The organism is Streptomyces sp. NPDC050806, assembly GCF_055586425.1.
Genome location: NZ_JBVJIF010000001.1, coordinates 461,726 through 485,736 on the forward strand (window position 1 = coordinate 461,726; position 24,011 = coordinate 485,736).

The 24,011-nt window shown below is 72.7% G+C and carries 20 protein-coding genes; 12 read left to right on the forward strand and 8 right to left on the reverse strand.

Going from position 1 to position 24,011, the window contains the following annotated elements; all coding sequences use genetic code 11:
* Positions 1-14: 14 nt before the first annotated feature.
* The 4 genes from ACZ6WH_RS02105 to ACZ6WH_RS02120 are packed head-to-tail and all read right to left on the reverse strand — an operon-like array spanning position 15 to position 5,831.
* Positions 15-782, reverse strand: a complete 768-nt coding sequence (locus tag ACZ6WH_RS02105) for an SDR family NAD(P)-dependent oxidoreductase (protein WP_469725289.1) — start codon at positions 780-782, stop codon at positions 15-17.
* On the reverse strand, positions 779-2,473 hold the full coding sequence (locus tag ACZ6WH_RS02110; RefSeq protein ID WP_469725291.1) for an outer membrane protein assembly factor BamB family protein: 1,695 nt from the start codon (positions 2,471-2,473) through the stop codon (positions 779-781). The genes ACZ6WH_RS02105 and ACZ6WH_RS02110 overlap by 4 nt, the downstream gene beginning before the upstream one ends.
* Positions 2,470-4,323, reverse strand: coding sequence for a flavin-containing monooxygenase (locus ACZ6WH_RS02115; RefSeq protein WP_469725292.1), 1,854 nt, complete (start codon positions 4,321-4,323; stop codon positions 2,470-2,472). The genes ACZ6WH_RS02110 and ACZ6WH_RS02115 overlap by 4 nt, the downstream gene beginning before the upstream one ends.
* 44 nt (positions 4,324-4,367) lie before the next feature.
* Positions 4,368-5,831, reverse strand: coding sequence for an MFS transporter (locus tag ACZ6WH_RS02120; protein WP_469725293.1), 1,464 nt, complete (start codon positions 5,829-5,831; stop codon positions 4,368-4,370).
* A gap of 188 nt (positions 5,832-6,019) precedes the next feature.
* Here ACZ6WH_RS02120 and ACZ6WH_RS02125 point away from each other — a divergent pair, with 188 nt between their 5' ends.
* Positions 6,020-6,475, forward strand: a complete 456-nt coding sequence (locus ACZ6WH_RS02125; RefSeq protein ID WP_432850342.1) for a MarR family winged helix-turn-helix transcriptional regulator — start codon at positions 6,020-6,022, stop codon at positions 6,473-6,475.
* Between the two features lie 233 nt (positions 6,476-6,708).
* A complete protein-coding gene (locus tag ACZ6WH_RS02130; RefSeq protein WP_469725294.1) occupies positions 6,709-7,314 on the forward strand; it encodes a response regulator transcription factor in 606 nt (201 codons plus the stop codon).
* 17 nt (positions 7,315-7,331) lie between these two features.
* On the opposite strand, the gene ACZ6WH_RS02135 is transcribed toward ACZ6WH_RS02130, so the two are convergent.
* The 4 genes from ACZ6WH_RS02135 to lanKC all read right to left on the reverse strand — a co-directional run bounded on the left by ACZ6WH_RS02135 (position 7,332) and on the right by lanKC (position 13,866).
* Complete coding sequence (locus tag ACZ6WH_RS02135) at positions 7,332-9,221, reverse strand: ATP-binding cassette domain-containing protein (protein ID WP_469725295.1); 1,890 nt, start codon at positions 9,219-9,221, stop codon at positions 7,332-7,334.
* A complete protein-coding gene (locus ACZ6WH_RS02140; RefSeq protein ID WP_469725296.1) occupies positions 9,218-10,954 on the reverse strand; it encodes an ABC transporter ATP-binding protein in 1,737 nt (578 codons plus the stop codon). The genes ACZ6WH_RS02135 and ACZ6WH_RS02140 overlap by 4 nt, the downstream gene beginning before the upstream one ends.
* A gap of 133 nt (positions 10,955-11,087) precedes the next feature.
* Positions 11,088-11,219: a SapB/AmfS family lanthipeptide gene (locus ACZ6WH_RS02145; protein ID WP_361551950.1), complete on the reverse strand. Its 132-nt coding sequence runs from the start codon at positions 11,217-11,219 to the stop codon at positions 11,088-11,090.
* 43 nt (positions 11,220-11,262) lie between these two features.
* Entirely contained in the window at positions 11,263-13,866 is a 2,604-nt protein-coding gene (lanKC, locus tag ACZ6WH_RS02150; protein WP_469726223.1) for a class III lanthionine synthetase LanKC, read from the reverse strand.
* Positions 13,867-14,281: 415 nt separating this feature from the next.
* Between lanKC and ACZ6WH_RS02155 the strand changes: the two genes are divergently transcribed.
* The 10 genes from ACZ6WH_RS02155 to ACZ6WH_RS02200 all read left to right on the forward strand — a co-directional run bounded on the left by ACZ6WH_RS02155 (position 14,282) and on the right by ACZ6WH_RS02200 (position 23,942).
* Positions 14,282-15,589 carry a phytase gene (locus ACZ6WH_RS02155; protein WP_469725298.1) on the forward strand — a complete coding sequence of 436 codons (1,308 nt, stop codon included), beginning with the start codon at positions 14,282-14,284 and terminating at the stop codon, positions 15,587-15,589.
* A 57-nt stretch (positions 15,590-15,646) separates the two neighbouring features.
* On the forward strand, positions 15,647-16,474 hold the full coding sequence (locus ACZ6WH_RS02160; protein WP_469725300.1) for an IclR family transcriptional regulator: 828 nt from the start codon (positions 15,647-15,649) through the stop codon (positions 16,472-16,474).
* 182 nt (positions 16,475-16,656) lie between these two features.
* A complete protein-coding gene (locus tag ACZ6WH_RS02165) occupies positions 16,657-17,985 on the forward strand; it encodes an MFS transporter (protein WP_469725301.1) in 1,329 nt (442 codons plus the stop codon).
* Positions 17,964-18,479: a nuclear transport factor 2 family protein gene (locus ACZ6WH_RS02170; RefSeq protein ID WP_469725302.1), complete on the forward strand. Its 516-nt coding sequence runs from the start codon at positions 17,964-17,966 to the stop codon at positions 18,477-18,479. The genes ACZ6WH_RS02165 and ACZ6WH_RS02170 overlap by 22 nt, the downstream gene beginning before the upstream one ends.
* The gene (locus ACZ6WH_RS02175) at positions 18,476-18,793 is read left to right on the forward strand and encodes a hypothetical protein (RefSeq protein ID WP_469725303.1); all 318 of its coding nucleotides are present in this window, start codon (positions 18,476-18,478) and stop codon (positions 18,791-18,793) included. The genes ACZ6WH_RS02170 and ACZ6WH_RS02175 overlap by 4 nt, the downstream gene beginning before the upstream one ends.
* The gene (locus ACZ6WH_RS02180; protein WP_469725304.1) at positions 18,790-20,085 is read left to right on the forward strand and encodes an aromatic ring-hydroxylating oxygenase subunit alpha; all 1,296 of its coding nucleotides are present in this window, start codon (positions 18,790-18,792) and stop codon (positions 20,083-20,085) included. Before ACZ6WH_RS02175 ends, ACZ6WH_RS02180 begins: the two co-directional genes overlap by 4 nt.
* Entirely contained in the window at positions 20,075-20,590 is a 516-nt protein-coding gene (locus tag ACZ6WH_RS02185; protein ID WP_432850321.1) for an aromatic-ring-hydroxylating dioxygenase subunit beta, read from the forward strand. The genes ACZ6WH_RS02180 and ACZ6WH_RS02185 overlap by 11 nt, the downstream gene beginning before the upstream one ends.
* Positions 20,591-20,607: 17 nt before the next feature.
* Positions 20,608-21,555, forward strand: a complete 948-nt coding sequence (locus ACZ6WH_RS02190; RefSeq protein WP_469725306.1) for a PDR/VanB family oxidoreductase — start codon at positions 20,608-20,610, stop codon at positions 21,553-21,555.
* A 28-nt stretch (positions 21,556-21,583) separates the two neighbouring features.
* Positions 21,584-22,906, forward strand: coding sequence for an amidase (locus ACZ6WH_RS02195; RefSeq protein WP_469725308.1), 1,323 nt, complete (start codon positions 21,584-21,586; stop codon positions 22,904-22,906).
* Between the two features lie 88 nt (positions 22,907-22,994).
* The gene (locus tag ACZ6WH_RS02200; RefSeq protein ID WP_469725309.1) at positions 22,995-23,942 is read left to right on the forward strand and encodes a quinone oxidoreductase family protein; all 948 of its coding nucleotides are present in this window, start codon (positions 22,995-22,997) and stop codon (positions 23,940-23,942) included.
* The last annotated feature ends 69 nt before the right edge of the window (positions 23,943-24,011 follow it).

Consider the following 24,011-nt stretch of genomic DNA (forward strand, 5'->3'; position numbering starts at 1 on the left):
GCGTGCGTCCTCCGTCAGACGGCCGCCCAGCCGTCGTCGACCGGGAGGACGGCGCCGTTGACGAACGCCGCCGCGTCGGACGCCAGGAAGACGATGGCGTCCGCCTGCTCCTCGGCGCTGCCCAGCCGGCCGATGTTCGCGCCGATCAACTGGCCGATGAGGGCAGGACCGTGGGCATCGGGCGCCGCGTCGACGCCGATGTTGGTGGCGGTGGGGCCGGGGGCTATGGCGTTGGCCCGTATGCCCTGCTTCCGGTACATCACGGCGAGGCTCTTCACCAGGCCGACCACCCCGTGCTTGGAGGCGGTGTAGGCCGCGCCCGCCGCGCCGCCCCGCAGGCCGGCCTCGGAAGCGGTGAAGACGATCGACCCGCGCCCCGCGTCGAGCATGTGCGGCAGCACGGCGCGCGTCAGCAGGAACGGCGCGGTCAGGTTGATCCGTACGACGCGCTCCCACTCCGCGTCGTCGGTCTCGCCCAGCGCCGACATCCGGTCCATGATCCCGGCGTTGTTCACCAGGACGTCCAGGCCGCCGAATTCCGTGACGGCCCGCTCGACGACCGCGTCCACCACCTGCTGGTCGCTGAGGTCACCGGCGACGGCGAGCGCCGCGCCCCCGGCCTTCCCGATCTCGCGGACGACGTCCTCGGCGCCGTCCCCGTTCAGGTCCGCGACCAGTACCCGGGCGCCCTCCGCCGCGAACTTCAGGGCCGCGGCCCGGCCGATCCCGGAAGCGGCTCCGGTGACCACGACACCACGTCCCGACAGGCCTGTCTTCGTCATGGGGTTTCCTCTCCGCCGGGGACTCCGGCACGGTGAACGGTGGCTCCCTCGCGGGGAGAGAGGCGCAGTACGGTTCCCTCGCCGTTGGCCGAGAGCAGCAGCGAGCCGTCGGGCGCCGCGGCGAGGCCGGCGAACAGCCGCGGCACGCCGGGCATGCCGTGGGTGAACAGCGCCGGATCGGTACGGGGCCCGGTGCCCGGCGGCAGCCCGACCGGCAGGTCCTCGGCCTCGGTCCGGTGCGCCCCGGTGGTGAGCGACACGGCCCGCAGCTTCCGCGAACCGGTCTCCACGACGAAGACCTCGTCGCCCAGCACGGCCAGCCCCTGCGGGGCATCGAGCCCGTCCGCGACGGTCTCGGCCCGCCCGGCCTCGATCCGGAGCACGGCGCCGCGCCGCTCGTCGCTCACGTAACAGCGCCCCGCGGCGTCGAACGCCACATCCACGGGGTGGTCGAGTCCTTCGGCGAGCACGGTCACGGTGTCGTGCCCCGACCCGTCCCCCTCGCCGTTCTCGTCCAGGGCCAGGACCCGGCCGGCGTCCGTCTCCGCGACGGCCAGCCCGCCGCCCGGCCGTACGGCGATGCCCGTCGGCCGCCGCAGCCCGGTCGCCCGGACCCGGGTGGTGCCGCGCTCGGGGTCGTAGGTGGTGACCTCGCCGTACTGCGAGGTGAGGTGCAGAAGCCCGTCGCCGGCGGCGATGCCGTGCGCGAAGGGCCGCAGGACGTGCGTGGTGACCTCGTCCGTGCCGTCCGCCGCGCGGCTCTCCGGCCCGGCCACGCGGTAGTGGTCGGCCGCGTACACCGTGCCGGCCCGGTCCACGGTGACCCCGAAGGGGCCGTCGAGGCCGCGGGGCACGATCTCCCGCGTCCGGCCGTCGGGATGCAGCTCGGTGATGCCGCCGGTGGCGAAGCTGGAGACGAACATCCGGTTCTCGGTGTCGAACGCCGCGTTGTCGAGGCCCACGAGTCCGCTGGTGACGAGCGACCGGGAGCCCGTGCCGTGCAGGTCGATGCGGGTCACGATGCCGGACCGGCCCCGGGACAGGACCATCAGGACGCCGCCCCGGTCGAAGCGGACCGCGACCGGTTCGTGCACGTCCTCGGCGACCACTTCCGGGCTGCCGCCGTCCGGAGGGATCCGCCAGACCTGCCCCGTCACCATGTGCGGGTAGTACAGGTGGCCGTCGGGGCCGAGCTGCATCGCGTTGCCCAGCGCCAGCCCCTCGGTGAGCACCTTCGGCGCGGCACCGCTGTCCGGGAACAGCTCCAGCAGCCGGCCGTTCATCCGCATCTCGTTCACGAAGAGCCGGTCGCCGACGCAGGTGATGCCGTTGGGCACCTGCACCTCGTCGGAGACGAGGCGGTACTCGCCCTGCGGGCTGCGGCGCCACACCCGCCCCGGGACCAGGTCGGTGATGTACATCGAGCCGTCGGCGCCGAAGGCGAGGTCGTCCGGCGACTGCACCGGACCGTCCATCGGTACGATCGTCTCGACGTACCCGGTGGCCGGGTCCACGGCGCTGATCTGCCCGGCCAGGAACTGCGCGGCGTACAGCCGCCCGTCGGGCCCGAACGCGACACCGTTCGAACCCCACAGCGGGCTGGGCAGGTTGAGCCGCCGGACGTCCCACCGTGTGCTGCCCGAGGCCGGTGCGGACGCGGTGGAACCGTACCGGCTGGAATGCTCCGTCATCGTCGCGCTCCTCCTCGGGCCTCGTCCGGCCCGGCCTCGACGAGGACCTCGTCCAGGCCGCCGTTGGCGCGCCACTCCCGGAGCAGCGCGTGGAAGGCGACCGGCCCGTCCCCGTACGACTCGCTGCGCTTCCGCGGCATGCCCTCGTTGTTGTAGTAGCCGGGGGTGCACTCGGCCTGGAACGCGTACAGGTCGGGCGCCTTCTCGCGGATCGTCGCGACCCAGGCGGCCTCGGCCTCGGCGGTGGGCTCCACGTACCGGGCCCGCCGCGCGCGTGCCCCGGCGACGACCTCGGCGACGTGGGTCGCCTGCTCGTCGAGGATGTGCACGTAATTCACGGAGCTGGCGTTCTGCAGCGGGCCGAGCTGGAAGAGGTTGGGGAAGCCGTGGGTGTAGAAGCCGTGCAGCGTCCGGGGGCCCTCCCGCCACGCCTCGGGCAGGGCGATGCCCCCTCTGCCGTGCACCGGCAGCCGTCCGGAGGTGATGCCCGAGACGCCGACCTGAAAGCCGGTGCCGAAGACGATGCAGTCGACCTCGTACGAGACGCCGCCGACCACCACGGCGTTCTCGGTGATCCGCTCCACGCCGTGGCTGTCGGCGGTGTCCACCAGGGTGACGTTGGGCCGGTTGAAGGTCTGCAGGTAACTGTCACTGAACGTGGGCCGCTTGCACATGTAGCGGTACCACGGCTTGAGCAGTTCCGCCGTCCTCGGGTCCGTGACGACCTCGTCGACCCGCGCCCGGATCTCGTCCATCTTCTGGTAGTCGGCGAGTTCGTAGGCGCGCTCCCGCTCCTCGGGCGGCACGTCCCGGTAGCTGTCGCTCGGGATGAGCTTCTGCTGGAGCCGGGCGCTGCTGGTCCAGCCGTCGTCGATCAGGTCCTCCTCGACCCGGCCGCCGGTGACGAGGGCGAGGAAGTTGTCCCTGCGCTCCCGCGTCCAGCCGGGGGAGAGGGTGGCGGCCCACTCGGGGTCCGTGGGGCGGTTGCCGCGCACGTCGACCGAGGAGGGCGTCCGCTGGAACACGTACAGCCGCTCCGCGTCCGCGCCGAGGTGGGGCACGCACTGGATGGCCGTGGCGCCCGTACCGATCAGGGCGACCCGCTTGTCGGCCAGCTTGTGCAGGCCGCCGTCGGCGTCGCCGCCCGTGTAGGCGTAGTCCCAGCGGCTGGTGTGGAACGTGTGGCCCCGGAACGTCTCGATGCCGGGGATGCCCGGGAGCTTCGCCTCGCTCAGCGTGCCGCTGGCCGTGATCACGTACCGGGCCCTGATCAGGTCGTCCCGGTCGGTGCTCACCAGCCACTCGTCCGTCTCGTCGGACCAGCGCAGCCCGGTCACCTGCGTCTGGAACACGGCGTCGCGGTAGAGGTCGAAGGTACGCGCGATGGCCTGCGCGTGCTGCCGTATCTCCTCGCCCGGCGCGTACTTCCACTTCGGGACGTAGCCGACCTCCTCCAGCAGCGGCATGTAGATGTACGACTCGATGTCGCAGTGGATGCCGGGGTACCGGTTCCAGTACCAGGTGCCGCCGAAGTCGCCGCCCTTCTCGATCACCCGGATCGACTCCACGCCCGCCTGACGGAGGCGGGCGCCCGCCAGGAGACCGCCGAACCCGCCGCCGAGGACGACCACTTCGACCGCGTCGCGCAGCGGCTCACGGGCGGGCGCCGGCTCGGTGTACGGGTCCTCGTCGTAGTACCCGAACCGGCCGGTGACGGGCTGGTACTGGCGGCCGCCCTCGGGCCGGATCCGGCGCTCCCGTTCGGTCCGGTAGCGGGCCTTGAGGGCGTCGAGGTCGAGTGCGGGTTCCCCGGCGGGGGAGGAGCCGGACGGGCTGTGGGGGTAGGACATCGGCGGTCCTGTTCCTCTCTGTAGCGGTGCTGCGGTACGGGCTGTCAGCCGTGCCGCGGTGCGGAGGCGAGGTGTCCGGGTTCGGTCCCGGTGGCCGGGCCGGCGTCGGCGGCGGCGCGCGGCCCGCCCGGTATGGCGGCCGCGATCGCGACGGCGATGAGCGCGATGCCGCAGCCGACGAGCAGGGCGGTGCGGAAGCCGCTCTCGGAGGTGAAGGTGTGGCCGCCCGCCGTGGTGGTCAGCTGGGCGAGGATCACCCCGATCACGGCGGCACCGACCGAGGTGCCCAGCGAGCGCATCAGGGTGTTGAAGCCGTTGGCGGCGGCGGTCTCCGACTGCGGGACCGAACTCATGATGAGCGCGGGCATGGAGCCGTACGCGAGGCCCACGCCACTGTTGATCACGAGGGCGAAGAGCATCATGCCCCAGGCGGTGCCCATCAGCACCATGGACAGCCCGTAGCCGGCGGCGATGACCAGGGCGCCGCAGATCAGTGTGAACTTCGGGCCGCGCGCGTCGGTGAGCTTCCCGCCGAGCGGGGAGACCAGCATCATCATGATGCCGCCGGGCGCCATCCACAGGCCGGCCGCGAGCATCGACTGCCCCAGGCCGTAACCGGTGGCCTCGGGGAACTGGAGCAGCTGCGGCATGACGAGCATGCCGGCGTACATGCCGAAGCCGACGAAGACCGAGGCGGCATTGGTGAGCAGCACGCGGGGACGGGCGGTGGTGCGCAGGTCTATCAGCGGGTCCCGCGTACGCAGCTCCCACCACCCCCAGAGGGCCAGGACCACGACGGCGGCGGCGAGGAGGCCGAGCGTGGTGGCCGAACTCCAGCCCCAGTCGGCCCCCTTGGAGACCGCGAGCAGCAGGCAGACCAGGCCGGTGCCGAGCCCGATGGCGCCGGGCCCGTCGAAGCGCTGGCCCTTGGCGCCGGCCGGCACGTCCGGGATGAAGAACCACAGCAGGGCGGCGACCACCAGGGCCAGCCCGGCGCAGCCCCAGAAGAGCACGCGCCAGCTCGCGTACTGGGCGACGGCGGCGGCGATCGGCAGGCCGAGCCCGCCGCCGATGCCCATCGACGCACTGACCAGCGCGATGGAGGAGCTGAGCTGCTCCTTCGGGACCACATCGCGCAGAAGGGCGATGCCGAGCGGCACCATGCCCATCCCCATGCCCTGGAGGCACCGTCCGGCGATCATCGGGAGCACGGAGGAGGCGAGCGCGCACACCACCGAGCCGGCCACCAGCGGCACGGCGCACACGAGCAGCATCCGGCGCTTGCCGACCAGGTCACCGAGGCGGCCGAAGACGGGGACACAGACGGCGCCGACCACCAGCGTGGCGGTGATCACCCAGGCGGCGTTGGAGGCGCTGGTGTGCAGGATCGTCGGCAGCTCGGCGAGGAGCGGGGTGACCAGCGTCTGCGTGGTCGCCGCCGTGATGCCGGCGACCGCCAGCGTGGCGACCACGCCACCTGGGCGGGATGTCGAGCGGGGGGCGTCCATGGCGGACTCCTTGACTGTGTTCGCGGCACCACGACTGTGCTCGCAGCGATGTGCATCGTACACGTCACATGTATGGGCCACATTATGTGCGTGGTGCATATTCATGAGAGGATGGCGGCAAGGAGCCACCCAGGGGCGCGATGCGTCAGCGGCGCGGCAGGAGCGGAAAGCAGGAGGCGGCGGGACGCATGGTCAGGCCGACGCACGAGGTCGAGTACGAGCAGATGCTGCTCAGTCGCCACACGTTCTTGAACAAGCGGGGCGGCCGGCACAAGGACGGTGCGCTGGAGCGCAGCGCCTACGTCCTGCTCAGCCGCATCCGTATGCAGGGGCCGATGTCGATCGGCGAGCTGAGCGACGCCTTCGGCCTCGACGCCTCCACCCTCAACCGGCAGACGGCCGCTGCGATGCGCGCCGGACTCGTTGAGCGCATCCCCGACCCCGCCGGGGGCATGGCCCGCAAGTTCCGGATCACGGACAAGGGCACGCAGATGCTCGACGAGGAACGCGAGGACCTGATCCACATACTGGACGACATCCTGGTGGACTGGTCCGACGAGGACATCGCCGCCTTCGCCGCCTACCTGCGGCGCTTCAACACCGGCATCGAACGCATCGGCGGCCGCCCCTGGCCGCGTCCGTGACCGGCAGGCCCGCCCCGGCTCCCGTACGCCGCTGAGGAAGTCCCCCGCACGGTCGCGCAGGGGGTACCACGGCGCACGACAGGGGGCACAGGGACTGACGATGCGCCTGCAATGCAACGGGACGGCCGGGGAGAAAAGTTCACTTTCGAAGTATGCGGGCACTCCTGCGGTGCGGCCGGCGAGCGGGGAGCGCGACGACCGCATCCGGGTGGGACGAACCGAAGGGTGGGGCAATGATCCAGGTGACCGTGGCGCACGACGTGGACCTCTTCCGGTCGGCGCTCGTGGCGTTGTTACGCGCGGAGCCGTCTTTCGAGGTGACTGCGGTGCCTTGTCGGAACTGGCACGGGCAGGCGGTGGCGCTCCGCTCCGACGTGGCCGTACTGGACTGTCAGTCCTCCGGCGCCGCGGCGGCCTTGGAGGCGTTCGGCCGGTTCCGGCCGAACGCCCGCCGTGTGGGGGAGCTGCTCGTGCTGGTACCGACGGGACGGCCGAGGCTGCTGCTCAAGGCATGCGACGCGGGTGCCCGTGCCTTCGTGGACCGCGACGGGGATGTGGGCACCCTGGTGAAGGCGATCCGGACGCTCGCCGAGGGCGAGAGCTTCGTTGACGACTCCCTCGCCCTGGACTTCCTCCGGGCCAAGGACATGCCGCTGTCGGCCAGAGAGGTGACCGTCCTGTCCCTCACCGCCGACGGCCAGGCGACGTCCGACATCGCACGGATTCTCAACCTCTCGATCGGCACCGTGCGCAACTACTTGGCCGCGGCGACGCGCAAGGTGAACGCCCGCAACCGTATGGACGCCATCCGCCTCTGCCGGCAGCACGGCTGGATATGAGCATCCCGGCGCGGACCTCAGCGGCCTGCGCCGCCGCTCCAGACGCCGACGAGATCCCGGTAGAGGGGCGAAGCGGCCAACAGCTCGTCATGGGTGCCCGATGCGGGCCTCGTCCCGTCCAGCACCAGCACCCGGTCGGCGCGCCGGGCCGAGGAGAGCCGGTGGGCCACCACGATCAGCGTGCCCGGCCGCGCGGCGAGTGCCGTCTCGGCGCGCTCCTCCTCCCGCGGGGACAGGTGGCAGGTCGCCTCGTCGAGAAGGAGCAGCGGGGCGGCGGAGAGATGGGCGCGGGCAAGGGCGAACAGCTGGCGTTCCCCCTCAGAGAGCCGATGCGGCTCCACGGACGCCGACAGCCCGCCGAGCCCGTCCACCAGCCGGTGCAGGCTCAGCGCTTCGAGGGTGGCGTCCAGTTCCCCGTCCGTGGCCTCCGGCCGCAGATAGCAGAGGTTTTCCCGGACGGTGCCGCTGCAGACGTAGGCCTCCTGCGGCACGAGCGACCGCCGCCGCGCCAGCTCCTTTGCGGGGCGGCCCACGACCGTACCGCCGTCCACCAGGATCTCACCTGCCTGCGGGGACAGCATCCCTGAGACGAGTGCGGTCAGGGTGGACTTCCCGATCCCGCTGGGCCCCACCACGGCCAGGTGCTCGCCGTGCCGCACGGTGAGGTCCAGCCGTTCCAGCACGGGGCGGGCCCCGTATCCGAAGGTCACGGCGCGGAGTTGGACGGCGGGCGGGCGCGCCCCCACGGCGTCGCGTACGGGAGCGGGCGGGGAGGCGGCAGTCCTCAGCGGGCCCGCGCCCGTGGCACCCGGCGTGGCAGGAACCGGCCGGGTTCCCGGTCCGTCAACGGGGCGCGGGCGGTGCGCCGGGGAGGGGGCCCCACCGGCCAGCCGGTCGAGTACCACCAGCAGCCGGGTTCCCGTGGCGCCGAGTGCGGTCATGAGCGTGTTGAGCGCAGGCAGCAGGGACTGGGTCAGATAGGTGAGGGCGCCGACCAGGGCTCCGGCGGTGACACCGTTCCGCAGCAGCCACGGCGCACTGGCCAGCAACGACAGCACCGGAAGGTGCGCCGAGACGCCGAGTGCCACGGTGCGCGCCGCCGACCACCGGGCCAGCGCCCGGGACGCGGCGGCCTCGGCCGCGACGAGCTCCGTCAACTCCTCTGCGGTGCGCGGGCCGGCACCGCAGGCGGTGATGTCCCGCAGCCCCTCGCAGGTCCGTCCGGCGGCGGCCGCCAGTGCCTCGTCGGCGTCGAGATAGGCTCGTTGCCGCGCCGCCATGGGGGAGAGCACCGCCAGGAACAGGCCGATGCCCAGCACGAGCGGCAGCACCACGAACGGCAGCAGCAGAGGAGCGAGCGCCCCCAGCCCGAGCAGCGCGCCCGCCGCGGTGAACACGAACGAGCGCAGGGTGAGCAGCACCCCGGCGAAGCCGTCCCGTGCCGCCTCCGTCTGCCCGGTGAGCCGGGAGACCGCCGCGGTGTCGGCACGGGCGGGGTCGGCGAGCGCACCGGCCAGCGCACCGCGCACCGTACGTCGAACGAGTCCGTCGCGCAGCGGCTCCACCAGCCCGGCCAGGCCCGTGAACACCCCGCGGACGGCGAAGCCGCCCAGTACGGCGGCGGTTGCCGCGGCCGCCAGCCAGAGCAGGCCGGTCACCGGGCGCCCTGCCAGGAAACCGTCGTCCAGCGCGCGTGCCGCGCCGTACCCGCCGAGGAAGGTGTGCCCGGACTCCAGCAGCGACCAGCCCGCGAGCACGGCGAGCGGACGCAGGTGCTGCCCGAGGAAGCGGCGGCCGGGCCGCCACAGGCGCCGCACCGGCTTCCCCGCTCCCCGCTCCGTACGAGCCCGTGTCTGCGCGCCCCGCTGCCGACCGAGGGGCACCGCGCGCTCGTCGAGGGCGCTCACCGGCCGATTCCGGTCGTCGGCACGGCGAAGTTGGCGCGGTAATCCGGGTCCTGCCACAGTTGCCGGTGGGTTCCGGTGGCCCGCACCGTTCCCTTCTCCAGCCACACCACCGTGTCGGCGAGGGCGGCGCACGACGGCCGGTGCGCAACGATGAGCCGGGTACGGGCCCGCACCTCACCGGAGACCAGTGCGCGGTTGACCTGCTGTTCGGTGACCGTGTCGAGGCTGGACGTGGCATCGTCCATGATCAGGAAGCGCTCGCTTCCGGCGAAGGCACGGGCGAGACCGAGCCGTTGACGTTCACCGCCGGAGAGGGGAGCCGCTTCGAGCGGGGTGCGGTAGCCGTGCGGCAGCAGTGTGACGAAGCCGTCCGCACCGGCCGCGCGCGCCGCCCTGCGTACGTCCTGCGGCGGGTACCGCCGGGGACCGCAGGCGAGGGCGTCCTCGACGGTGCGGCCGAAGAGCGCGGGGCGCGCGAACGCGGTGCCGATCGCGTGCCGGGTCTCCTGGTAGGTCAGGTCGGCCAGCGGTACGCCGTCCAGGGTCACCGTTCCGGTGTCCGGATCGAGCAGCCGTCCGGCCACGGCGGCCAGCAGTGTCTTGCCGGAACCCGAGGGCCCGACGACGGCGGTGGTGGTGCCGCCCGGCAGCCGCAGTGAGGGAATGTCGAGCAGCCGTGTGCCGTCCCGGGTGACGGTGAGGCCACGCAGCTCCAGCGTGCCCTCGCCGTCGGCCGGCAGCCGTGCCTCGCCGTGGCGCAGCGCCGGGAGTTCTTCCAGCGTTCCCACGCGGCGCGCCGCAGTGCGCCCGCGTACCAGGGTGCTCAGCGCTCCGGTGACCGTGCCGATGCCCGCGGCGTAGGTCGCGTAACGGGACAGCGCGAGCAGCTCCCCGACGCTGATCTCCCCAGCGGCCAGCCGGAGCCCGCCCACGGCGAGTACCACGGTGGTCAGCAGCGGCATCAGGACGGTGCTGCCGGCCACGGCGAGCCCGTACACCCGCCACATGCGGCGGCCCTGCGCGCCGAGTTCGTCCAGTGGGGCCAGAATGCGTGCGCGCTCCAGGTCCCCGGTGCCGGCCGCTGCGATGGTCCGCGCGCCGGTCAGCGCTTCGGCCAGCCGACCGGCGATCGTGGCCTGCGTCCGCTGGTAGGCGGCGTTGCTGTCGGTGGTGCCCCGGATGAAGGAGCGCAACAGGAGCAGCAGCAGTGGGACGCCCGCGAGGAAGGCCAGCGCGGTCCAGGCGTCGATGACGAACAGGGCCACCAGCGCGCCCACCGGAGGCAGCACCGCGGTCACGGCGGTCACCGCCGTGACGGGTGCGGTGCCCGCGTCGGTGGTGTTCGCGGTCAGCCGGGTGGCCAGGTCGCCGGCGCCGAGCGACTCGGCGCGGTGCGGTTCGGCGGCCAGCAGCCGCCGGACGCCGCGCCGCCGCAGCCACGCGGTGGAACGGGCCGTGGCCGTGCCGCCGTGCCAGGCGACGGCGGTGTCCAGCCCGATCTCTGCGATGAGCAGTGCGGCGCAGGTCAGTACCGCCGTGGTGCTGTGCGCACTGCCGGAGAGCAGCAGGTCGAGGGCGCGGCCGAGCACCGCGGGCACGGTGAGCGTCACACCTGCCGCCGCGGTGGCGCACAGCGCGACCACCACCAGCCGCCCTCCGCTGTGCCGGGCGGCGGCCCGCAGCAGGGGGCCGGCGCGGCCCGGCTCCGCCGTGCTCGCCGGGGGCGAGGCCATGGGTCCTCCTGGGAGAGTGCCGACATGCCTGGTTCCGGGCGGAGGACAACCCGCCCGGAACCAGAGGACCGTCTCACTGTCGGCGTCGATGCCTGACCGGCGCCTCAGAAGCCGGACGAAGAACGGCCCCGTGTCACGGGGTGCAAGCGACGACGCTGAGGGAGCTGTACTCACAGATGAGCAGGCTCACCTGGCTGCCGGTGCCCAGGTCGCCGGTGGCCTCCTCGGCCGGGGTGTCCATCGCCTGAAGATCCAGAAGCGCCATGACGGTTACCTTTCTGGGGAGAGTGTTCCGGTGTGATGAGCGGTTACTTGCCTTCGGCCCCTGGCTGGGACCGGTCTGTGGGCCGCCGCAGCGGCGGGAGGAAGGGCAGGTGCGCCCGGTCGGGGCGGTGCACACTGCCGAGGGCGAGCAGACACCCGGCGGTGCCGGTGGACAGGTCCATCGACAGCCGGGACAGCTGCTCCCCGGGGAACGCGAGCTCCCCCTGCCGGGGAATCGCATGCCAGGCGAGAAGTTCCGCGAGCCGGCGTACGTCCTCGCGCAGGCCGTCGTCACCGGGTGTGGCGGTGCGGGTGAGATGCAGGATCAGCCCCGCCACGCCCCTGAACAGCCCCGGCTGGATGTAGAAGGAGGAGCGCGCCGCCTGGAGGATCTCCGCGCGGGCCGTCGTGAACTCCTCGTCCGCCCGGTGGAGGAGGTAGTCGTCGAGGACCGTGCCGATGCCCACGCTGCCGCCGCCGAGGTACGGCATCGTACGGCGGGCCTCGCGGACCAGCAGCGCTCCTCGATCCTCGTCGCGGACACAACGGGCGAGGTCCCTGCGCAGCGCCGTCGCCGCGGCGTCCAGGAGCGCGGTGTCCTGGTAGCACTCGTACAGGCGGATGAAGAGCAGCGCGGCCCCGGACGCACCGTGCAGCAGCCCTGCGCGCGCGTTCTCCGCGGGTGTGCCGGAAAGCCGGCGGGCAGTCAGCTCGGCGCAGCGCAGCGCCGTCTTCTGGAGTGCCTCCTCCCCGAGGAGCTGGGACAGTTCCAGCAGGGAGAGGCCGACCCCGGCCAGCCCGGAGTGCAGATCGGCGTTCAGCCCGTCCAGCGGCTGCCGGGCCACCAGGTCGGCGAGTTCACCGGCCGCCGTGCGATGGCCCAGCCGCGCCAGGGCCCAGGCCACACCGGACAACCCGTCGTAGAAGCCCACCGGCGACCCGGACTCGGGCTCCTTGCTGCGCCGCAGCAGCCACTCCTCGCCCTCTTCGCAGCGGACGCCCGCGCTCTGCAGCGCGTACAGGACGCCCGCGGTGCCGTAGCCGAACGACCGGCCGCCGCACGGCGAGGAGAACTGGGCGATGTCGCCCGGGAAGAAGCGGTCGTCCCGCAGCGGTGTGGCGGAGCCGAGGACGGCCCGCACCAGGGAGTCCCGGCTCGCCGGCCAGTCGTCCGGACGCACCGGAAGGTACGCAGGCCGTTCGGGCGCCCCTGCGGGCGCCGGCGGGATACCGGTGATCTCCGCGACCGCCTGGTCCAGGAGCTCGCGCCGTACTGGATAACGGTCGGCGATGATCTCCGCCAGATGACCGGCCTTGGCCCGGTCGAGCGGGAAGAGCGTGGTGAGGGGCACGAAAAGCGCCAGCCTCAGGCAGGCCAGTGCGTACCGGTCGATCGCCTTGCCGCGGCGGTCGGCGGGAGCGACGAACGCGGGGTTGGCCACCACCTGCCGCCGGTTCTCCTCGGCCGGTGCGGCGGCCTCGAAATCCAGGAGGGTGACCGAGGACTCGTCCGGCGAGACCATCACATTGCTCATGTGCAGGTCCCCGAAGACCAGGCCGCGGTCGTTCACCTGCCGCACCGCCCGCTCGACCAGCCGGTACAGCCGCTCCGCCCACTCCGTGTGCGCGGCGAGCCGGTCGGGCTGCGGATCGGCCTCGGAAAGGGGGAATCTTCGGGCGAAGAGGGTGTTGAGCGTGGTGCCCTCGATGTACTCCAGCACCATGAAGCAGTGCTCGCCAAGGGTGAAGGAGTCCAGTACCCGAGGGACGCAGTCCAGACCGTCCAGCCGCTCCAGCGCCTGCTGTTCACGCCGTAACCGGGCCACCGCATCGGCGCCGTCGGCGGCCAGCCCGGCATGCGGGCGGCCCTCCTTGAGGACCACTGGGCGGCCGGTGCGCCGGTCGCGCGCCGCGTAGACGCCGCCACCGTTGGAGAAGTGCAGTGCCCGTTCGACCGTATAGGGCAGGTCGGCCAGGCTGTCCGCGGAGCGCGCCGCCAGGTGCGGCGCGAGGAACTCCGGGGGAGTCACCCATTCCGGCAGCCGGAAGGCCGGCCCGCGCGGATCGGGTACGAGCTTTCCCTCCGGGTCCGCCACGGCGGGGACGAGCCCGCCGTCGTCGGCGTGGCAGTACCGCCGGGCGAACGCGCCGTAGCGCAGGTGCACCGGACCGTCGCCCCAGCGCAGATCGCTCAGGATGTACGGACCCTCCTCGCCGGCCAGCAGCCGGTCCAGCTCCCGCGCCGAGTCCTCGCACCGCCGTTCGTCCTCGGGGTACACCGTGAGGAACTTGCCGCTGCCCGCACGGTCGGCGTACTTGGCGTTCTTGATGTGCAGCAGATAGCGGCTGGGTACGAACTTGAAGGCGAGCCGCTGCGCGAAGCAGTACTCCGCGGCCTTCCGCAGCACCGTGCCGGCGTTGTCCGGCCCCGCCGAGACATGGATCTTCCACCCCTGTGCGGGGAGCCGTATGCCGGCCGGCGAGAACGCCGTCCAGTCGCCGCTGTCCAGCCGCTCCCACCCCGGTGGCAGCGCGAGGCCCGCCTCCTGCTCGAAGAGGGTGCCGCGCTCCCGTTCCCCCGCCACCCGGCGTGGCGCGTCGTAGAACCAACGGTCGGCGTCACAGTAGACGGCGTACTCCGGATTCACATCCACCCCCCGCGTCATCGGTCGCTCGCTGCCGGTGGCCGGGCGGCACGGTGTGCTTCAGCTCCGTCCCCGGCGCACCGACGTTCTCATGACGACGGCGAGCACCAACAGTCGCAAACGTCACGTGAGTTATGTGTGAAACGCATATGCCTGCGGGACGGTCCCCTTGGCCCGCGGTCCGCGTCGTAGCGTCGGAACCCCCGGTGAGCGGGGCCTCCCACCTGCCCACCGGGGCCGTCCTGCTCTTGCAACTCGGTGGTGAGGACACTCCGGGCGGTGCTCGCGGCCGCCTGATTCATCACGCGCTCACGCCGCGATCGGACGGTGGACCGCACTTCGTCATGTACCGGCCGCCCTCGCACCGCAGGCTTACGCACGCACGTGACATGTCCCCGATCCTGTGAGGAGCGTCCGCATGCGCAGATCCGCGCTCGCCCGACCGATCACCCTGTTACTCGGTACCACCCTCGTCGCCCTCGCCGCGGCCGTGCCCGCCGAGGCCGGCGGCCACGGCGCCACCGCACTGCCCGCCGTCCCGCCCCGGGCCGAGACGGCCGCGCTGTACGACGACGAGGCGGGCGGCAACGCCGACGCGGACGACCCGGCGATCTGGCGGAACGCCGCGGCACCGGCACGCAGCCTGGTGATCGCCACGGCCAAGGAGGGCGGACTGCGGGTCTACGACCTCGACGCCAGGCCCGTGCAGTCCGTCCCCGCACCGCCTGCGCCGGGACCGGACGACGCCCCGGGCCGCTTCAACAACGTGGACCTCGTGCACGGCCTGCGCCTGCCGGCCGGCCGTACCGACCTGGCCGTGACCACCGACCGCGGTCACGACACACTGCGCTTCTACCGCATCGACCGCGACCGGCCGGGCGGCCCGCTCACCGACGTCACCGACCCCGCCGCACCGCCGGTGTTCTCGGCGGACCAGGACGAGGTCAACGCGCAGCAGACCGCTTACGGCCTGGCCACCTGGACCGACACCGCGACCGGCCGGTCGTACGCGCTCGTCAGCCGGCGCCACCGCACCACCCTCGCGCTGCTGGAGCTGACCGCCACAGCACACGGCAAGGTCGGTTATCACCGGGTCCGCACGCTGGACCTGCCCGCCGCCTTCCGGCTTCCCAACGGCGACTCGTGGACGCCCTGCGCAGAGCCCGGCGAGCTTCCCCAGGTCGAGGGCATGGTCGTGGACCCGGGCGACCACACTCTCTACGCGGGCCAGGAGGACGTGGGGATCTGGCGGCTGCCGGCCGACCTCACCGCGAAGCCGCAACTCGTCGACAAGGTCCGCGAGTACGGTGTGCCCGGCCGGTACGACCCGGAGACCGAGGAGTGCGCCCCGGGCGACGACCCCGGCTACGGCGGCACCCGGCTCTCCGCCGACGTCGAGGGGCTGACGCTGCTCACCGAGCCCGACGGGGACGGTCACCTGCTCGCCTCCAGCCAGGGCGACAACACCTTCGCCGCGTACGACCGCGAGCGGAGCGACGACAACGAGTACGAGGGCGGCTTCCGGATCACCGCCGCCTCGCCGGACCTCGACGGCTCCGAGGAGTGCGACGGCGCCGCCGCGCTGAACGCGCCGCTCGGCCCCCGGTATCCGCACGGCCTGCTCGTCGTCCAGGACGGGCACGACGCCCCGGCGGACGGCGACCGCGCCGCCACCGGCTTCAAGTTCGTCGACCTCGCCGAGGTCACCGAGGCCGTCGACGACTGACCGCCCTGGCCGCATGTCTCTTCGCAGGTGTTCCGTGAGCCGTTGTCAGCTGCAACGATGCTCATTTTTGGCACCTCCCCGCTCGGGCCGCGGCCGGAGCGGGGACGCGAGGAGAAGAGGGCGACCGTGGCGCAGGCCGGACCGGAGAACGATTCCCTGCTGCGGAAGGTGCGGCTGATCCTGGCCGCCTTCGACACCGCGTCACCGGTGCTCGGCCTCTCCGAACTGGCGCGGCGTACCGGCCTCGCGAAGACCACCGTCCACCGGGTGGCCACCGAGCTGACCGGCGTCGGCCTGCTGAACCGGCACGGCCGCCGCTACGTCCTCGGCCCCCTCCTCTTCGAGCTGGGACAGCGCGTACCGCAGGCCAGGACGCTCCGCCTGAGCGCGGCGCGCCACCTGGAGGACCTGGCGCTCACCACCCGGGAGACCGCCGTGCTCGCGTTCCCCGGCGACCAGGACGTCCTCTTCGCCGAGAAATACTTCAGCCAGCGCGGCGGCGGCGTCACGGTCACTCAGGTGGAAGGCCGGGTGCCGTTCCACTGCGGCGCTTCGGGCAAGGTGCTGCTGGCCTTCGGCGCCCCGGAGATCCACCGGCGCGTGCTGGCCGCACCGCTGCGCCGCCGTACCCAGTGGACCATCACGGACCCGGACCGGCTCCGTGCCGAGCTGGAACGGGTACGGCAGCAGGGCTTCGCCGTCGACCGCCAGGAACTGGTCGCCGGCTACGGGGCGGTCGCCGCCCCGGTGCTCGCCTCGGGTGTCGCCGTGGCGACGCTGACCGTCGTCGGCCCGGTCGACCGCCTGGACGTCTCGCGGCTCGCCCCCGTGGTCCGGCTGGCCGGCCGCGCGCTGACCCGGGACTCCGCGTACGCCACCGACTGAGCGGCGCGGGCCGCCACCGTACGGACCGGAAAACCGGCAACGGCGCCAACGGCGTGAAGTTCCGGTCCGGTCAGCGGTCCAACGCCATTTCCTCCCTCCCAGCCGTCGCGAACAATCCCTGAGCAGCTGACCGGGCAGCCGGACGTGGCTCCCGGGCACGGCAGCGACAGGTGGAGGCGGAGATGGCAGAAACGAGGAGCGCCCCGCGCGAAGTGCGCAGAGCGGCGGTCGCCAGTCTGGTCGGCAGCGCGCTGGAGTGGTACGACTTCTTCCTCTACGGCACGGCCGCCGCGCTGGTGTTCAACACCCTCTTCTTCCCCACCTTCGACCCGCTGGTGGGGACGATCGCCGCCTTCGGCACCAACGCGGCCGGCTTCCTCGCCAGGCCGCTGGGCGGTGCCGTCTTCGGGCACTTCGGCGACCGCCTCGGCCGCAAGTCGATGCTGGTCATCACCCTGATGATCATGGGTGTCTCGACCTTCCTGATCGGCGTGCTGCCGAGCTACGCCACCCTCGGAGTCTGGGCGCCCGTCCTGCTGATGGCACTGCGCATCGTGCAGGGCATCGCGGTCGGCGGCGAGTGGGGCGGCGGCGTACTGATCGTCAGTGAGCACGCGCCGGACCACCGGCGCGGCTTCTACTCGGCCTGGAGCCAGACCGGCGTCGGCCTCGGATTCGTCCTGTGCGCCGCGGCGTACGCGGTGGTCCGGGCGACCACCAGCAGCGCGTCCTTCCTCGCGTGGGGCTGGCGGATCCCGTTCCTGGCCGGCATCCTGCTCACCGTCGTCGGCCTGGTCATCCGGCTCCGGGTCATGGACACACCGGCGGCCCGGCAGACGGCATCGGCACCCGAGCCGCCCAGGATGCCCCTCGTCGAAGTCCTCCGCACCCACCCCAGGGCCGTACTGATCGCCTTCGGCGCGCGCATCGCCGAGAACGGCGCGCTGTACATCTTCCTCACCTTCAGCCTCTCCTACGCGGACACGATCGGGCTGGACGGCGATCTGGTGCTGGCCGCGGTCATGGTGGGCATGTTGTGCGAGTCGTTCGCGATGCCGGCCTTCGGAGCCCTCTCCGACCGCATCGGCCGCCGTCCCGTCTACCTGGGCGGCGCGGCCGGGGTGATCCTGTGGGCCTACCCGTTCTTCGCGATGTTCGACTCGCGCGACCCGGTCCTGGTGTTCGTGGCCGTGTTCGTGGCGGTCGTCCTCTGCCACGGGGCCATGATCGGCACCCAGCCGGCCTTCTTCACCGAGCTGTTCGACAGCCGGGTGCGCTACAGCGGAGTGGCCCTCGGACACGAACTCGCCTCGATGGTCGCCGGCGGATTCTCCCCCCTCGTCGCCACCGCACTGCTCGCCTGGGCGGGCGCGTCCTGGCCGATCGCGCTGTTCCTCATCGGCATGGGCGTGGTCACCGTCATCGCCGTGGCGGCCGCCCCCGAAACCCACCGCCGCCACCCCGAACACCGCAAGGAGGCCGCTCCCGCATGCGCCCAACCCCAGCCGTAGACACCACCGGAAACACCGCCGCCGCACCGCCGCCCGAGCGCTTGGCGCAGGACGCGCTGACCCGGTACCTGGAGCTCTGCGACGTGCCCCCGCCGCCGGACGCGACCGGCCGGCTGGTGGACCTGTTCACCCCGGACGCCGTGTGGGAGGGCGTCGGCCCGCTCTACAGCGCCCGGTTCGGCCGGACCACCGGAGCCGAGGCCATCGCGGAGATGGTCGCGGCGCACCTCCCGCCCCATCCGCACTTCCGCGCCAACGTGCACCTGCTCCACCCCGGTACGGCATGGACCGGCCGGCACGCCGGCGAGGTCCGGGGGAGGTGGCTGATGCAGCAGCTTTCCCGGTACACCTCCGGCGCGGCCGAAGCCGTCGTGGCGAGGCTGGACGTGACGTTCCGCATCGAGGGGAACGCCGCCCGCATCGCGCACTTCCGTACGGAACGCCTCTTCGATGCGGAGCTGGGCATGGCCCCACCGCGGGAGACGGCGCGATGACCGCACCGGACGGCCGGCGCATGGCCCTCACCTGCTACCGGGACATCCGCTACTACGGCTGGCACCACGTGGACCTCTTCCTGCACGACAGCGACGGCAGGGAGCTGAACTGGGTGCACTGGGGAGCCGCCGAGGAAGGCCCGGCGGGCGCCGACGCCGCCTGCGCGGCCGTCGAACCCGCCCTGCGGCGCACCACCGAGTGGCGCCACGGCATCCGCGCCGACGGCAGCGACTACTGGACGGCGGACGCCGAGTGGGACGAAACAGCCGAACCCCATGACTCACCCACGGATCACCGAGGAATGACGCCATGAACACACCGACAGCAGCAGGCCCCGGCGACACCGGCATCGCCGGCCTGGTCCACCCCGACCGGGTGGACGTGTCCCTCTACACCGACCCGCACCTCTTCGAGCGGGAGATGGACCGCATCTTCCACCGCACCTGGGTATGGGTGGCCCACGAGAGCGAGATCCCCGAGGCCGGTGACTTCAGGACGGCGACCGTCGGCCGCCAGCCGGTGATCGTCACCCGCGACCGCCGCGGCGGCATCAACGTCCTGCTCAACCGCTGCCGGCACCGCGGCGCGAGCGTCTGCGAAACGCCCAAGGGCAACGCGAACGGCTTCACCTGCCCGTACCACGCCTGGTCGTACGCGCTCGACGGAAAGCTCCGCGGCATCCCGTACCCCGACGGCTACGAGGACGTCCTGGAGAAGAAGGACTTCCCGCTGCACCGGCTGAAGACCGACAGCTACGCGGGCATGGTCTTCGCCAGCTTCGACCCGGAGGCGGAACCGCTGGCGGACTTCCTCGGCCCGGCCCGGCACTGGATGGACCTGTTCATGAAGCAGGGTGCCGGATACCCCATCAAGGTGCAGGGCGAGCACAAGTTCCGCTTCCGCGGCAACTGGAAGATCCAGCTGGAGAACACCACCGACGGCTACCACTTCCCGATCGTGCACCGGTCGTGGATGTCCTCGGTGGACGCCGAGACCGCGACCATGCTGTCCTTCATGACCGACGAGAAGGCCGTCACGCACTCCCTCGGCAACGGGCACAGCGTCATGATCATGGTGCCCGAACACGTCGACCTCGACGAGGACGACGGCACCGAACAGCTCCAGGAGCGCTTCAGCCACCTCGTCGACGAGCTGTCGCGGGACTTCGAGCCGGCGAAGGTGCGGCGCCTCGTACGCTCCATGCACGGCGCCGGCTTCAACCTCAACCTGTTCCCGAACGTGGCCATGTCGATGTCCTTCTTCCGGGTGCTGCGCCCGGTCTCCGCGACCGAGACGGAGATCCGGCACCTGGCGCTGGGGCTCGACGGCGGCCCGGAGAGCGTCAACCGCGAGCGGCTGCGGATCCATGAGCACTTCCAGGGCCCCTTCGGCTTCGGCAGCCCCGACGACTCCGAGGCCTGGGACCGGGTGCAGCGCGGCGCGGCGGCCGGCCCCGGCCTGCCGATCCTGGTCAACCGCGGTCTCTCCCGGGAGCGCGACGACCAGCGGGACGACGGGAAGGGACGGGTCTCGCACGCCACCGACGAGACCGGCATGCGCGAGGCGTACGCGATGTGGAAGGCGATGATGACCGATGCCCGCTGAGACCGGACCCGTCCTCGGCACCCCGTTCCTCACCGACCCGCGCACCGCCGCGGCGATACAACTGGTCTGGTACGAAGCGGAGTTGCTGGACCGCAAGGAGTACCACGCGTGGGACCGGCTGTGGGCGCCGGGCGGCCACTACGTGATTCCCGTCGACCCGCGGGCCGAGGACTTCGCCGCCACGCTCAACATGGTCTACGACGACGACCGGATGCGCCGGATGCGGATCGAGCGGCTGACCTCCGGCAACTCGATCTCGGCGACCGCCGCCGCACGCACCGTCCGGACGCTGTCCCGGTTCGTCGTGGAACACCGCGACGAGGACACCGTCCGGCTCGGCTCGGCGCAGGTCCTGGTCGGCCACCGGCGCGAGGAGACGTTCGTACTCGCCGCCGACGTGACGCACCGTATCCGGCTGGACGGGCCCGAGCCGCTGATCGAGGAGAAGGTCGTCCGGCTGGTCAACTCCGAGGACGCCGTCAACGCGTCCGGCTTCCTGCTGTAGGCGGGAGAGAACACACGATGATCAGCACCACGGTCAGCGAGATCACCGCAGAGACCGCGACGGTGAAGGTCTTCCGGCTGCGGCGCAGCGACGGCCGCCCCTTCGCACCGTACGAGGCCGGGGCGCATGTGGACGTGCTGGGACCGAGCGGCATCACCCGGCAGTACTCGCTGTGCGGACCGCCCGACGACACCGGTTCCCACCTCATCGCGGTCAAACGCGAGGACCCCTCCCGAGGCGGCTCCGCCGCCCTGCACGACGACCTCACCACCGGCGACCCACTCCTCATCAGCGAACCCCGCAACCTCTTCCGCCTCGCCCCCGCCGCCACCCGGCACCTCCTGATCGCGGCCGGCATCGGCATCACCCCGCTGCTCGGCATGGCGTACCACCTGCGGCGCGGCGGCAGCCCGTACCGGCTGCACTACTTCGCCGGCGGCCGGGAGAAGGCCGCCTTCGTACCGCTCCTGGAAGGCCCGGAGTTCGCCTCCGACGTGGCGTTCCACTTCGGCCTGGCCCGCGACGCACAGCCCGCCGCCCTCGCTGACGCACTGTCGGAAGCGGACGCCGGCACCCACGTCTACACCTGCGGCCCCAAGGAGTTCATGCACCGCGTCGTCGAGGTGGCGACCCGCACCCTGCCCGAGGACCAGGTCCACGTCGAACACTTCCAGCCCCTGGAGCCGACGGCCGACAGCGGGGACGCGTTCGAGGTGGAACTGGACACCGGAGAGGTGTTCCACGTCCCGCCCGGCCGCAGCATCGTCGAGGTGCTGGCGGACGCCGGCATCGACCTCGACACCTCGTGCCGCGAGGGAATCTGCGGCACCTGCGTGCTCCCGGTGCTCGACGGCGTGCCGGACCACCGCGACAACTGCCTGACCCGCAAGGAGAAGGCGGCCGGCGACCGGATCGCGACCTGCGTGTCCCGGGCCAGGGCGGGCCGCCTCGTACTGGAGCTGTGACCGAGCCATGGGAAAGGAACCACCACACATGTCGGCAGTACGGCACGGCCCCACCCTGCACGCGCTCGCGGCGGGGACGGCCACGGGCGCACTGAGCGCGAACGACGCGCTCACCGGCGCGCTGGAACGGCTGGACGAGACCGAACCGCGCATCAGCGCATGGGTACGCGTGGACCGGGACGGGGCACTGCGCGCCGCCGGGCAGCTCGACAGCGCACCGGCGAGGGGACCGCTCCACGGCATCCCGTTCGGCGTCAAGGACATCATCGACGTCGGCGGACTCCCGACCGAATGCGGTTCGCCGCTGCGCCGGGGCCGAGCGGCGGCGGCCGACGCGCCGCTGGTCGCCCGGCTCCGGCAGCTCGGTGCGGTACCCCTGGGCAAGACGGTCACCACCGAGTTCGCCTACTTCGCGCCCGGCCCCACCAGGAACCCGCACGGCCTCGCGCACACACCCGGCGGCTCCTCCAGCGGTTCGGCGGCCGCCGTGGCGGCAGGCGTGGTGCCCCTCGCCCTCGGCAGCCAGACCGCCGGCTCACTGACCCGGCCGGCCGCCTACTGCGGAGTCGCGGGCTTCGTGGCACCGGCCGGGGGATCCCTCGACACCACCGGATTCGTGGGCCTGTCACCCACCCTCGACACGGTCGGCCTGCTCACCCCGACCGTTGCCGACCTGCGCCTCGCCCACCGGGCACTGACCGGGGGAGACGGGCCGGCCGGCCCGCCCGAACCACCGGTGCGCCCGAGGATCGCGGTGTGGCAGGGCACCGAACTGGCCGAGATCTCCGCCGACATGCGGACGGCCCTGCACCGGACCGCCGAGCAGGCCGCCGCCCGCGGCGCGGAGCTGGTGGACATCGACTGGGCGGCACGCACCCCCGGGCTCGCCGAGGCGCACGCCACCGTCATGGCGTACGAGGCCGCCCGTGCGCTGGCCGACGAAGCCGCGACGCCGGACCGGCTGAGCGCACCGCTCAACCAGCTCCTCGCGGACGGCCGCACCATTCCGGAAACGGCGTACCGGCACGCCCGGTCCGTCGCCGAGCGGGGCCGCGCCGAGCTGCTGACGCTGCTCACCGAGGTGGACGCGGTTCTCGGCCCGGCGGCCCCCGGCCCGGCGCCACGGGGCCTGGCGGCCACCGGATCACCGGTGCTGAGCCGGCCGTGGCAGCTCCTCGGCCTGCCGGTGGTGGCCGTACCGGGCCACCGGGACGGCCGGGGCATGCCGCTGGGGCTGCAGCTCGTCGGACACCCCGACCGGCTCGACGGGCTCTTCTCGCTCGGCCACGCCGTCGAGCAGTCCGCCCGCGGCGTCGCACCGGCCCGTTCCGCCGGGGACCCCGCCCCATAGGATCACCGGAGGCCGCACGCACCGCACACGGCCCGGCGTCCGCCCGCGGCACGCCGGGTCGGCCACCGAGAAGCGCAAGAGGTTCGACATGCTGGTATCCCGTCTGCACACCTGGGGCACGACCGTCGAGATCGAGGAGACGGCGCGGCCGGCGGCGGCACCGGACGGCGAGGCCGTGGTCGCCGTGGAAGCCGCAGCGGTCACCCACCTGGACCTCACCGTGATGTCCGGCACCTTCGCCTACCGCCCCGAGCTGCCCTTCACCCCCGGCACGGCCGGCACCGGCACGGTGCTCGCGGGCGACCCGTCGCTCGTGGGCGAGCGGGTGCTGATCCGCGGTGGCGGGGTCGGCCTGGAGCGTCCGGGCACCTGGGCCGAACAGGTCGTCCTCCCGTCGTCGGCGCTGCGCCCGATCCCCGCCGGCGTCGACGCGGCGCTGACCGCCACCTGCTACTCGCCCCTGACCACGGCGTGGGCGGCCGCCGAGCCGGTCGGCCGGGTACGCGCCGGGGAACGGGTCCTGGTCACCGGGCCGGCCGGTGGTGTGGGCTCGCTGACCGCACAGCTCGCCGCGCGGGCCGGCGGGCATGTCATCGCCCTCGTACGCACAGAGGAGGAAGCGGCGAGCGTGACCGCCGCCGCGGCCGAGGTCGTGGTGGGCCGGGACGCCGGGACGCTGCGGCGCCTCGCGGCGGACGGGGGGATCGATGTGGTGCTGGACACCGTCGGCGGCGACACCGTCCCGGCCCTCCTGCCCGCCATGAGGCCCGGCGGCCGGATCGTGATGATCGGCTACGTCGCCGGCAAGACCCTCACCGTCGACCTGCCCAACCTGCTGGCCGCCGACGTGAGCCTGCTGCCGATGAACATGGTCCGCCGCCATGTCCCCGACGAGGTGTTCGCCACCCTGCTGACCGAGCTCGGCGACGGCACACTGCGGCTCAACGCCACCACGTACCCCTTCGCCGAGCTGAACCGTGCGCTGGCGGCCCGTACCGCCGGCGGTGTCTCGGGCACGGTCGCGGTCCTCATGTGAGACACCGGAAGGTGAGGCACCGGACGGGTCTCTCCGCAGCGTTTTTGCGCATTACCACGACGTCGCTCC

What these genes read in the sequence shown, in the direction of transcription:
- ACZ6WH_RS02190 (WP_469725306.1), top strand. Translation starts at nt 20,608, where the DNA reads ATGATCAGCACCACGGTCAGCGAGATCACCGCAGAGACCGCGACGGTG.
- ACZ6WH_RS02180 (WP_469725304.1), top strand. Translation starts at nt 18,790, where the DNA reads ATGAACACACCGACAGCAGCAGGCCCCGGCGACACCGGCATCGCCGGC.
- ACZ6WH_RS02200 (WP_469725309.1), top strand. Translation starts at nt 22,995, where the DNA reads ATGCTGGTATCCCGTCTGCACACCTGGGGCACGACCGTCGAGATCGAG.
- ACZ6WH_RS02170 (WP_469725302.1), top strand. Translation starts at nt 17,964, where the DNA reads ATGCGCCCAACCCCAGCCGTAGACACCACCGGAAACACCGCCGCCGCA.
- ACZ6WH_RS02115 (WP_469725292.1), bottom strand. Translation starts at nt 4,323, where the DNA reads ATGTCCTACCCCCACAGCCCGTCCGGCTCCTCCCCCGCCGGGGAACCC.
- ACZ6WH_RS02140 (WP_469725296.1), bottom strand. Translation starts at nt 10,954, where the DNA reads ATGGCCTCGCCCCCGGCGAGCACGGCGGAGCCGGGCCGCGCCGGCCCC.
- ACZ6WH_RS02120 (WP_469725293.1), bottom strand. Translation starts at nt 5,831, where the DNA reads ATGGACGCCCCCCGCTCGACATCCCGCCCAGGTGGCGTGGTCGCCACG.
- ACZ6WH_RS02145 (WP_361551950.1), bottom strand. Translation starts at nt 11,219, where the DNA reads ATGGCGCTTCTGGATCTTCAGGCGATGGACACCCCGGCCGAGGAGGCC.
- ACZ6WH_RS02105 (WP_469725289.1), bottom strand. Translation starts at nt 782, where the DNA reads ATGACGAAGACAGGCCTGTCGGGACGTGGTGTCGTGGTCACCGGAGCC.
- ACZ6WH_RS02125 (WP_432850342.1), top strand. Translation starts at nt 6,020, where the DNA reads ATGGTCAGGCCGACGCACGAGGTCGAGTACGAGCAGATGCTGCTCAGT.
- ACZ6WH_RS02165 (WP_469725301.1), top strand. Translation starts at nt 16,657, where the DNA reads ATGGCAGAAACGAGGAGCGCCCCGCGCGAAGTGCGCAGAGCGGCGGTC.
- ACZ6WH_RS02110 (WP_469725291.1), bottom strand. Translation starts at nt 2,473, where the DNA reads ATGACGGAGCATTCCAGCCGGTACGGTTCCACCGCGTCCGCACCGGCC.
- ACZ6WH_RS02175 (WP_469725303.1), top strand. Translation starts at nt 18,476, where the DNA reads ATGACCGCACCGGACGGCCGGCGCATGGCCCTCACCTGCTACCGGGAC.
- ACZ6WH_RS02185 (WP_432850321.1), top strand. Translation starts at nt 20,075, where the DNA reads ATGCCCGCTGAGACCGGACCCGTCCTCGGCACCCCGTTCCTCACCGAC.
- ACZ6WH_RS02195 (WP_469725308.1), top strand. Translation starts at nt 21,584, where the DNA reads ATGTCGGCAGTACGGCACGGCCCCACCCTGCACGCGCTCGCGGCGGGG.
- ACZ6WH_RS02160 (WP_469725300.1), top strand. Translation starts at nt 15,647, where the DNA reads ATGCTCATTTTTGGCACCTCCCCGCTCGGGCCGCGGCCGGAGCGGGGA.
- ACZ6WH_RS02130 (WP_469725294.1), top strand. Translation starts at nt 6,709, where the DNA reads ATGATCCAGGTGACCGTGGCGCACGACGTGGACCTCTTCCGGTCGGCG.
- ACZ6WH_RS02155 (WP_469725298.1), top strand. Translation starts at nt 14,282, where the DNA reads ATGCGCAGATCCGCGCTCGCCCGACCGATCACCCTGTTACTCGGTACC.